The following is a 9,716-nucleotide window of genomic DNA, read 5'->3' on the forward strand; positions in this document are numbered from 1 at the left end:
TAATCACTCTACGATTTAGCCAGATCGACTGGCTGCCTTCAATGCGTGGCGACAAAATTACGTACGGTATCGCGAAAGAGCTCCGGCTCCTCGACATGAGCGAAGTGCCCGCTCTCCTCGAACACCACCAGCTTGGCCCCTGGGATCCCCGCAACCAGCTCCCGGGCCGAGTTCAGCGGGCAGATGAAGTCCGCCGTACCGACGATCACCAGCACCGGTACGGCGATCTCGCCGAGGCGCGGGCGGATGTCCCACAGGTCGCTCCGGCGGTTGGGGTCGACCGTGATGTCGACCAGCTTCTTCCACTCGGTGATCGACGGGTCGATCGCCTCGAAGTCCTTGAAGTAGACCGGCAGCAGCCGCCCGAGCGCGTCCAGCTCCTCGTCGTGCCCTTCCGGCGAATCGTTCCACGCGTCAAGCACCTGCTGGGCGAGCGCATCGCCGGCCGGCCGGGAGGCGACGTACTTCTCGATGTTGGCGAAGGCCTGCGCACCGAGCTCCGGCCCGTTGTAAGCCATCGAGTCGTAGACGATCACTCCGCGCAGCAGCTCGGGATAGTCCAGCGCGGTCTGCAGCGCCACGAAGCCACCGTGCGAGTGGCCGAGCAGGAACACCTTCGGCTCCCCCAGATGCTCGACCAGCTTGGCGACGTACGAGGCGTAGACCTCCATCGAGTAGTCGCCACCCGGTTGGAGGTCGGAGCTCCCGGTCCCCACCGGCTCGAGGTAGACCATCGTCAGGCGGTCCTCCAGCCACGGCATCCGCAGGTACGGCCAGTGGACACCTGGTCCGCCCGAATGGGCAATGCAGACCGGTCCCGTCCCGTGAACGTGGTAGGTGACCCGCACGCCGTCGACCATGAATTCAGCCACGAAAGAAAGTGTGCCGCATCGTGCAACCGGGGCCCGCGGCCACCACGTTCACTGCTGCATGGGTGGGGAGGCGAAGAATGAAGAGTGATGTCGAACAGGACTACGTGGACTTCGTGCGCCATCAAGCCAACGCTCTGTGCCGAACCGCTTACCTGCTGTGCGGGGACTGGCGGCGGGCCGAGGACGCGACCCAGGAGGCACTGATCCGGTTGTACCGCGTCTGGAGCCGGATCCAGCGCAAGGGCAGCGTCGGCGCCTACGCCCGCAAGGTGGTCGTCTCGACCACGATGGACGCCCTGCGCCGCAAGTCCAGTACGGAGGTGGTCGGCGGTGAAACCTACTTCGCAGGTGAACAGGAGCGCTCCGACCCACTCGGCGTACTGGAGAACCGGCTCGTCATCACCCAGGCCCTCGCCACGCTCCCACCCCGCCAGCGCGCCTGCGTCGTACTGCGGTACTTCGACGAAATGTCCGTCGAAGTACCGCCCTGGCCCTCGACTGTCGTCCCGGAACAGTCAAGAGCCAGACCCTGCGGGCGCTCGAAAAGCTGCGCGAGAATCCCGCGCTGGCTCATTTCTCCGAACTCGCCGGGGTAGGGAGGCTGACATGACCCGAGAACTCAAGGCTTTGATGGACCAGGAGACCGATCGCTCGGACAACTACTTCAGCCCCGACCCGGCGGTCATCCTCGCCGCCGGCCGCCGCCGCCAGCGGGTCCGGAACCTGGGCCTCGGGGCGACCCTGATGACGGTCCTCGTGTTGCTCGCCGGTGGACTCGTCCTGGTGCTCCCGAACCAGGAGGCCCAAGTGGCCGGCCTGCCAGGGCGGTCCCAGGACGCCTACAAGCAGTGCGACACCTCAAGCGGCCGCCGCCTGGGCAAGGACTCTTGGTCCTGGCCGGAGATCGTGACCCTGACCGACCAGTACGGCTCGGCCTCCTTGCGCCGCAATCCGGGCGAGCCGAGTCAGGTCGCCTTCTGCGTGACTCAGCCGAAGGCACCGTCCCTCAAACTCCCACTGGGCCAGCACTCGGGACTCGTCGTCCGTAAGACCGAGCTCTCCTCCGGGAGCAGCGTGGTCTCGGTCTTCGGCCGGGTCTACGACAAGGGCGCGACGGTCCTGGTCAGCGTCAGCAACGACGGGGGCCTCTCGACCAACCCGCTCCACCTGCAGACGCTGCCGCCGGGGACCGGCAAGGCGACAATCGCGACGACGTACTGGGTGTATCGGTACGCCAACTCCGCGATCACGCCGGGTCTGCGCCCGACCGTCCAGTCGATGATCGTGCGAGCGAACGGATCCGTCGCCGGTTTCGGGCAGTGGTGATCGCGGCAGTCATCCGACCTCATGGATCCTGTGTTCATGGATGATGGCCGCATGTATGTGCCGGTTCTGGAGGTCGGGGGCAGTCACGTCACGGCGGCAGTGGTAGCGCCGGACGGGTGGCGGGTCGAGGTGGTGGAGCGGATCGATCTCGCTTCGCAGCAGGCGGCTGAGCAGGTGGTCGAGCAGTTGGCGGCCGCAGCCCGGAGGCTGCCGACGGTCGAGGGGCTCGCGATCGCGATCCCCGGGCCGTTCGACTACGAGACCGGCGTCGGCTGGTACCAGGGCCAGACGAAGTTCGACGCGCTTTACGGGTTCCAGCTCGGCAAGGCGCTGCGCACCGAACTCGGCCTCGACCGCCTCGTCTTCGTGAACGACGCCGAGGCCTTCGCCGTCGGCGAGTGGACCGCGGGTCTCACCCGCGACACCGCACGCTCAGTCGGCGTCACCGTCGGAACAGGCATCGGTACGGCGTTCCTGGCGGACGGCCACGTGGTGCGCGAGGGCGGCAGTGTCCCGCCCGGTGGTGAGCTTTACCTGACCGAATATGACGGTCACCCGCTCGAAGACTCGATCTCCGGCCGAGCGCTCCTGCACCGCTATTTCGCCCGCACCGGCTCCGACGAACCCGGTATCGGCGTCAAGGAGATCGCCGACCGAGCCCGCGCCGGCGAGTCGGCCGCGTCCGAATCGCTCCGCGCCGGCTTCGCCGTACTGGCTGAGGCTCTTTCCCCGTGGATCGACCGCTTCGGCGTCACCCGGACTGTCCTCGGCGGTTCCATCTCCGGCGCCTTCGATCTCGTCCACGACGTTTTCCCGTTCGAAGTCGTCGCCACCGCCGACACCGAGCACGCCGCCATCATCGGCGCCGCCGCTCACTCCCTCCGCACCGCCTGACCCATTTGGTGGGCTGACCCATCCCGTTGTGGGTGGGCCAGCCGCATGCGATTGGCCCACCCACACGCCCATGGGCCCGCCCATCAAATGCGGCTTGGCCGACCCCGCAAGCTCGTGGGTCCGGCCGGCGGATGCGGTTCGGCTGTCGGTGGGGCCGGATACCTTCCTCGCATGGTTGCTCGGAAGATTGCTGTGCCCAGATTGCGTGCTCAGTTGGATTTGGTCTTGCCGGAGGAGATCGAGGACGAGACTCGGTTGCTGGATCTGGGGTTGGAGGACGTGGATCTGAGCGATCTGACGGCTGAGCATCTGGAGATCAGTGGGTGCCGGCTGACGAAGGGCAAGCTGGCCGGGTCGGATCTGGAGAAGCTGATCCTGGTGGACACCGAGCTGCTGCACTGCGATGTGGCGAATGCGCGGTGGCGGGATGCGGCGGTGACCCGGGTCGCGATCGTGTCGTCGCGGATGACCGGGTTCGCGGGATCGGGGATGAGCCTGCAGCACACGACGGTGCGGGACACGCTGCTCGACTACGCGTCGTTCCGGTTCGCGAAGTTCCAGAAGGTCGAGTTCAGCGACTGCCGGCTGCAGGGTGCGGACTTCGTCGCGGCGGATCTGTCCGGGGCGGTCTTCCGCAACTGCGATCTGAGCGGGGTGGAGTTCTCCCAGGTCAAGGCGGCCGGGTCGGTCTTCATCAACTGCACCTGGGACGGGACGAAGGGGTTGTCCGCCCTGACCGGCGCGACTGTGGCCGCCTCCTCCCCCATCGACACGCTCACCTTCGCCACCGCGGTCACCCAGGCGGCCGGAATCACGCTCGCCCACCCGGACGACCTTGACGCTGTGTAACCCCACCACCCCGGTCAGGAGGTGAGCCTCCCCACGTGACGCCGGACCCGGCCTAGAGGCCTACTAAGGTGGGGTCTGTGACTGACTCGACGATCATCTACACCCACACCGACGAGGCGCCCGCATTGGCGACGTACTCGTTCCTTCCCGTGATCCAGGCTTACGCCGGGCAGGCTGGTGTCGGGGTGGAGACCCGCGACATCTCGCTGGCGGGCCGGATCATCGCGCTGTTCGGTGAGTTCCTGAAGGAGGACCAGCGGATCGCGGATGCGCTGGCCGAGCTCGGTGAGCTGGCCAAGACGCCGGGCGCCAACATCATCAAGCTGCCGAACGTCTCCGCCTCGATCCCGCAGCTCAAGACCGCCATCGCCGAGCTGCAGGCCCAGGGCTACGCGCTGCCGGACTACCCGGACGAGCCGAAGACCGACGAGGAGCGGGAGATCCAGACCCGCTACGACAAGGTCAAGGGTTCGGCCGTCAACCCGGTGCTGCGCGAGGGCAACTCCGACCGCCGTGCGCCCGCCTCGGTGAAGAACTACGCCAAGACGCACCCGCACCGCATGGGCGCCTTCGGCTCCGACTCCAAGACCAACGTCGCCACCATGGGCGAGAACGACTTCCGCTCCACCGAGAAGTCGACGGTCATCGAGGCCGACGGCTCGCTCCGGATCGAGCATGTCGCCGCCGACGGTACGACGACTGTCCTGCGCGAGAGCATCCCGGTCCTCGCCGGTGAGGTCGTTGACTCCTCGGTCATGCACGTGGCCGCGCTGCGCGAGTTCCTGACCGCCAAGGTCGCCCAGGCGAAGACGGACGACGTCCTGTTCTCGCTGCACCTGAAGGCCACGATGATGAAGGTCTCCGACCCGATCGTCTTCGGCCATGCGGTCCGCGCCTTCTTCCCGAAGACCTTCGCCCAGTACGGCGAGACGCTGGCGAAGGCCGGTCTGACCCCGAACGACGGTCTCGGCGGCATCTTGGCCGGGCTGGCGAACCTGCCCGAGGGTGACGCGATCAAGGCGTCCTTCGACGCCGAGCTCGCCGACGGACCGGCGCTCGCGATGGTCGACTCCGACAAGGGCATCACCAACCTGCATGTGCCGTCCGACGTGATCGTCGACGCCTCGATGCCGGCCATGATCCGCAGCTCGGGCCACATGTGGGGCCCGGACGGCGCCGAGGCCGACACCCTCGCCGTACTGCCGGACAGCAGCTACGCGGGCATCTACCAGGTCGTCCTGGACGACTGCCGCGAGCACGGCCAGTTCGACCCGGCCACCATGGGCTCGGTGCCGAACGTGGGCCTGATGGCTCAGAAGGCCGAGGAGTACGGCTCGCACGACAAGACGTTCGAGGTCGCTTCGGCCGGCGTCGTCCGCCTCGTCGACGGCGAAGGAAACGTCGTACTGGAGCAGGATGTCGAGCCCGGTGACATCTTCCGCGCCTGCCAGACCAAGGACGACCCGATCCGTGACTGGGTGAAGCTGGCTGTCACCCGGGCGCGCGCGACCGGCGACCCGGCGATCTTCTGGCTGGACGAGACCCGCGCCCACGACGCTCAGATCATCACCAAGGTCACCAAGTACCTGACCGAGCACGACACCGAGGGCCTGGACCTGAAGATCCTGGCGCCGGAGGCCGCGATCAAGGTGTCGCTGGACCGGATCCGCCGCGGCGAGAACACCATCTCGGTGACCGGCAACGTGCTGCGTGACTACCTGACCGACCTGTTCCCGATCCTCGAGCTGGGCACCAGCGCGAAGATGCTGTCGGTCGTCCCGCTGATGGCCGGTGGCGGTCTGTTCGAGACCGGCGCGGGCGGTTCGGCGCCGAAGCACGTGCAGCAGCTCGTCAAGGAGAACTACCTGCGCTGGGACAGCCTGGGCGAGTTCTTCGCGCTGGCCGCGAGCTTCGAGCACCTGGCGCAGTCGACCGGCAACGCCAAGGCCCAGATCCTCGCCGACACCCTCGACCGGGCGACCGCGACCTTCCTGAACGAGGACAAGTCGCCGACCCGTCGCGTCGGTGGCATCGACAACCGCGGCAGCCACTTCTTCCTGTCCCTGTACTGGGCGCAGGAGCTGGCCAAGCAGACCGACGACACCGAGCTCGCCGCGGAGTTCACCAAGCTGGCCGAGGCGCTGGCGACGAACGAGCAGACGATCGTCGACGAGCTGAACGCCGTCCAGGGTTCGCCGGTCGACCTCGGCGGCTACTACCAGCCGGACCCGGCCAAGGCGGCCGCGATCATGCGCCCGTCGAAGACCTGGAACGACGCCTTGGAAAGCATCTGATTTAAGGTGCGTTAAGGATGCCTTGAGTGTGGTTGCCGCCACTATCCGTAGCCCGGAGAGTGGCGGCAACTTCATGTTCGAGGAGGCATCGTGGATTCACGGCGAGTCGTCAGCAACATCTTCAAAGGCTCCATGGGCAACCTGGTCGAGTGGTACGACTGGTACGTCTACACGGCATTTGCGCTCTACTTCGCCCCGGTGTTCTTCCCCAAGGGCGATGCCACCAGTCAGCTGCTGAACACCGCGGGCGTCTTCGCGGTCGGCTTCCTGATGCGGCCGGTCGGCAGCTTCCTGCTCGGCCGGTACGCCGATCGGCACGGCCGGCGGGCGGCGTTGACGCTGTCGGTGACGTTGATGGCGGGCGGGTCGCTGGTGATCGCCTGTACGCCGGGCTTCGCGACCATCGGAATCGCCGCACCTGTGCTGCTGGTGACAGCGCGGTTGCTGCAGGGCCTGTCCGTCGGTGGTGAGTACGGGACCTCGGCGACGTACATGTCCGAGGTCGCAACCGAGGGCCGGCGCGGCTTCTTCTCCAGCTTCCAGTACGTGACGCTGGCATCCGGTCAGTTGGTGGCGCTCGCCGTACAGATCGCTTTGCAGCAGACGCTGTCGAAAGAGGACCTGGCGACGTGGGGCTGGCGGATCCCGTTCGTGATCGGGGCCGTGGCCGCGGTGATCGTGTTCTGGCTGCGGCGGTCGATGGACGAGTCCGCGGAGTTCGAGGCGCAGCCGAAGAACCGTCGCTTCAAGCAGGGTTCGCTGCGCGAGCTGGCCAAGCACCCGCGCGCGGTGCTGACGGTCGTCGGACTGACGCTCGGTGGGACGGTCGCCTTCTACACGTTCACGACGTACCTGCAGAAGTTCATGGTGAACACGACCGGCCTGGAGAAGTCGCAGGTCACCTGGATCAACTTCCTTGCCCTGCTGATCTTCGTGCTGCTGCAGCCGGTCGGTGGCCTGCTGTCGGACAAGATCGGGCGCCGTCCGCTGCTGATCTTCTTCGGCCTCGGCGCGACGCTGCTCACCGTGCCCATCCTCACCGCCCTCGAGGATGCGACACCGGTGACGGCGTTCCTGCTGATGCTCGCCGGGCTCGTGATCGTCAGCGGGTACACGTCGATCAACGCGATCGTGAAGGCCGAACTGTTCCCGACGTCGATCCGCGCGCTCGGCGTCGGCATGCCGTACGGCGTCACGGTCGCGATCTTCGGCGGTACGGCGGAGTATGTCGCGCTGTGGCTCAAGGACGCCGGGCACGAGTCGTCGTTCTACTACTACGTGAGCGGCTGTGCCCTGATCAGCCTGATCGTCTACCTCACGATGACTGAAACCCGCGGACGCATGAAGTCGGCCCTGCCGGTGGAGCGCCCCCGGACGCCGACGGCACAATGACCCCATGCGCACACTCATCGCCGAGGACGACGAAACGCTCGGTCGTTCACTGCGGGATGTGCTGAGCGCCAACGGTCACGAAGTCACGCTGGTCGGCCGCGGCGAGGACGTTCTGCTCCGGCACGCGGAGGCCCAGGTCATCCTGCTCGACCTGGGCCTGCCGGATATCGACGGTCTCGAGGTGCTCCGCAAACTCCGCCGGGTCGACGACGTCGTGGTGATCGTGCTCACCGCTCGCGACGACGAACGGTCCGTCGTACTGGCGTTGCGGTTGGGCGCCGACGATTACCTGACCAAGCCGGTTCGGCTGGCCGAGTTGCTGGCGCGGATCGAGGCCTCGGCTCGCCGGTATCGGCGGTCGGCTCCGGACAGTACGACGTACGAGGTGGGTGGACTGCTGATCGACTTCGGGCTGCGGTCGGTGACCTTGGACAGTACGACGATCCACCTGACGCCGATCGAGTTCGACGTACTGGCTGTGCTGGCGCGCCGGGCGGGGACTGCGGTCAGCCGGGAGATCATCCAGGACGAGGTCTGGGGCGACGCGTTCGTCACCAAGTCGAAGGCGCTGGACGTGCATCTGCATCAGCTCCGCGGCAAGCTCGGGCGACCGGTGATCACCACGATCCGCCGGTTCGGGTATCGGCTCGAACCATGAGAGCCCGGCTGATGGGGGTGCTCGCGGTCGTCTCCTTCGTGCTGCTGGCGGCGCTGGTGATTCCCTTCCTGGACTCGGTTTCCGACACACGGACGCAGGGTTTGCAGCTGGCGCGGAACGCGACGCTGGATCGGTTCGCGGGATTGGCCGGGCGGGCAGCAGCCTCCGGGGACTATGCCGAGGTGCGGATGGAGGCCGCCCGGCACTTCGAGCTGTACGACGAGTCTGTCGTGGTGGCCGATGCGTCCGGGCAGGTGGTCGTGTCGACTGGCGGTATGACGACCGCCTCGCCTGGAGTGGGCGCGATCGCGGAGCTCGCGGCTCGGGACCTGCCGCAGTTGACGGTCGACACACTGCGGCCGTGGAGCTCGTCTCATCGTTTGATCGCAGCTCCGGTTGGGTCGCCGCAAGAGCCGGCTGGTGCGGTGGTGCTGGCGGTGGATGCTGGATCGGCTCTTGCCGATGTGCGGCGGTCGTGGGTGATCATCTGCGCTGCGGCCGTGGCGGCTCAGTTGTTGCTGCTGTTCATGGCATCGAAGGCTGCTCGGTGGGTGATCCGGCCGGTGGGTCAGCTGGAGGACGCGGTCGTCGAGTTGGGGCGGTCGGGTGGGTGGAATCAGTCGCTGGAGGCGAGCGGGCCGCCGGAGCTGCGGCGGTTGGCGCGATCGGTCGAGGTGATGGGGGCAACGGTTCAGCGCTCGATCGACGTCCAGCGGCAGATGGTTGCCGACTCATCGCATCAGCTGCGGAATCCGTTGGCGTCGTTGCGGTTGCGGGTCGATGCGATGGATCCTGGGACGGCTGGGCTGGCTCATGTGCAGCATGATCTGGAACGGCTGGAGGACGTGCTGGCGGGGTTGCTGAAGCTCGCCGCGATCGAGAGCCGGATCACCGACGGTCTGCGCGAATCCTCTTCGGCAACCTGTTTGGTCGAGGCCGTTCTGCAGGAGGAAATCGACATCTGGCAGCCGACTGCTGCTGACATCACGCTTTCGCTGGATGTCACGGAGGGGCTCGTCGCCGCCGTTGACGACCATGATCTCGGTCAGCTCGTCGGAGTGCTGCTCGACAACGCCATCAAGTACGGCGGCAACCAGGTGATCGTCTCCTCAACCCGGGGTGATGACGGCCTGCTGATCCAGATCTCCGACAACGGTCCTGGCCTACCCGCAGCCGACTTGCCGCTCGCCACCCAGCGCTTCTGGCGCGGCACCAGCAAGACGCAGGGAACCGGCCTAGGGCTGGCGATCGCCGACCAGACCGCCATCGCCATCGGCGGCCGACTGGAATTGTCAGCGACCGTCCCCCACGGCCTGACCGCGACCATCCAGTTGCCGGAGGCAACATGAAGCGGCGGGCGGTGCTGGTGGGGGCGGCAGGTCTGGCGCTGGCGGGGTGCGGTCGGGGGCCGGCGGTTGAGCGGCTGACGAT

9 protein-coding genes are annotated in these 9,716 nt (G+C 67.0%); 8 read left to right on the forward strand and 1 reads right to left on the reverse strand.

The genetic code is table 11. The annotated features are described in order from the left end of the window. Nucleotides 1–38 precede the first annotated feature (38 nt). Nucleotides 39–872 (reverse strand): alpha/beta fold hydrolase, encoded by an 834-nt coding sequence (locus tag E1263_RS28310; RefSeq protein ID WP_132172777.1) that lies wholly within the window; start codon nt 870–872, stop codon nt 39–41. A gap of 77 nt (nt 873–949) precedes the next feature. On the opposite strand from E1263_RS28310, the gene E1263_RS28315 reads away from it, so the two are divergent. The 8 genes from E1263_RS28315 to E1263_RS28350 all read left to right on the forward strand — a co-directional run bounded on the left by E1263_RS28315 (nt 950) and on the right by E1263_RS28350 (nt 9,634). Beyond that, on the forward strand, nt 950–1,468 hold the full coding sequence (locus tag E1263_RS28315) for a sigma-70 family RNA polymerase sigma factor (protein WP_132172779.1): 519 nt from the start codon (nt 950–952) through the stop codon (nt 1,466–1,468). A gap of 10 nt (nt 1,469–1,478) precedes the next feature. Next, nucleotides 1,479–2,198, forward strand: coding sequence for a hypothetical protein (locus tag E1263_RS28320; protein ID WP_132172781.1), 720 nt, complete (start codon nt 1,479–1,481; stop codon nt 2,196–2,198). A gap of 36 nt (nt 2,199–2,234) precedes the next feature. Beyond that, nucleotides 2,235–3,092, forward strand: a complete 858-nt coding sequence (locus E1263_RS28325; protein WP_238161597.1) for an ROK family protein — start codon at nt 2,235–2,237, stop codon at nt 3,090–3,092. A 213-nt stretch (nt 3,093–3,305) separates the two neighbouring features. After that, nucleotides 3,306–3,941: a pentapeptide repeat-containing protein gene (locus tag E1263_RS28330; RefSeq protein ID WP_238161598.1), complete on the forward strand. Its 636-nt coding sequence runs from the start codon at nt 3,306–3,308 to the stop codon at nt 3,939–3,941. 77 nt (nt 3,942–4,018) lie between these two features. Then, complete coding sequence (locus E1263_RS28335; protein WP_132172782.1) at nt 4,019–6,235, forward strand: NADP-dependent isocitrate dehydrogenase; 2,217 nt, start codon at nt 4,019–4,021, stop codon at nt 6,233–6,235. Nucleotides 6,236–6,325: 90 nt separating this feature from the next. Continuing rightward, a complete protein-coding gene (locus E1263_RS28340) occupies nt 6,326–7,627 on the forward strand; it encodes an MFS transporter (protein ID WP_238161600.1) in 1,302 nt (433 codons plus the stop codon). Between the two features lie 4 nt (nt 7,628–7,631). After that, nucleotides 7,632–8,285, forward strand: a complete 654-nt coding sequence (locus E1263_RS28345) for a response regulator transcription factor (RefSeq protein WP_132172784.1) — start codon at nt 7,632–7,634, stop codon at nt 8,283–8,285. Then, entirely contained in the window at nt 8,282–9,634 is a 1,353-nt protein-coding gene (locus tag E1263_RS28350; RefSeq protein WP_132172786.1) for a sensor histidine kinase, read from the forward strand. Before E1263_RS28345 ends, E1263_RS28350 begins: the two co-directional genes overlap by 4 nt. Nucleotides 9,635–9,716 lie beyond the last annotated feature (82 nt).

Origin of the sequence: Kribbella antibiotica (genome assembly GCF_004349055.1) — a bacterium.
Lineage (GTDB): Bacteria > Actinomycetota > Actinomycetes > Propionibacteriales > Kribbellaceae > Kribbella > Kribbella antibiotica.

Excerpts from the sequence above, each read along its gene's own strand:
- E1263_RS28325 (WP_238161597.1), top strand. The coding sequence starts at position 2,235 with ATGGATGATGGCCGCATGTATGTGCCGGTTCTGGAGGTCGGGGGCAGT.
- E1263_RS28350 (WP_132172786.1), top strand. The coding sequence starts at position 8,282 with ATGAGAGCCCGGCTGATGGGGGTGCTCGCGGTCGTCTCCTTCGTGCTG.
- E1263_RS28315 (WP_132172779.1), top strand. The coding sequence starts at position 950 with ATGAAGAGTGATGTCGAACAGGACTACGTGGACTTCGTGCGCCATCAA.
- E1263_RS28345 (WP_132172784.1), top strand. The coding sequence starts at position 7,632 with ATGCGCACACTCATCGCCGAGGACGACGAAACGCTCGGTCGTTCACTG.
- E1263_RS28320 (WP_132172781.1), top strand. The coding sequence starts at position 1,479 with ATGACCCGAGAACTCAAGGCTTTGATGGACCAGGAGACCGATCGCTCG.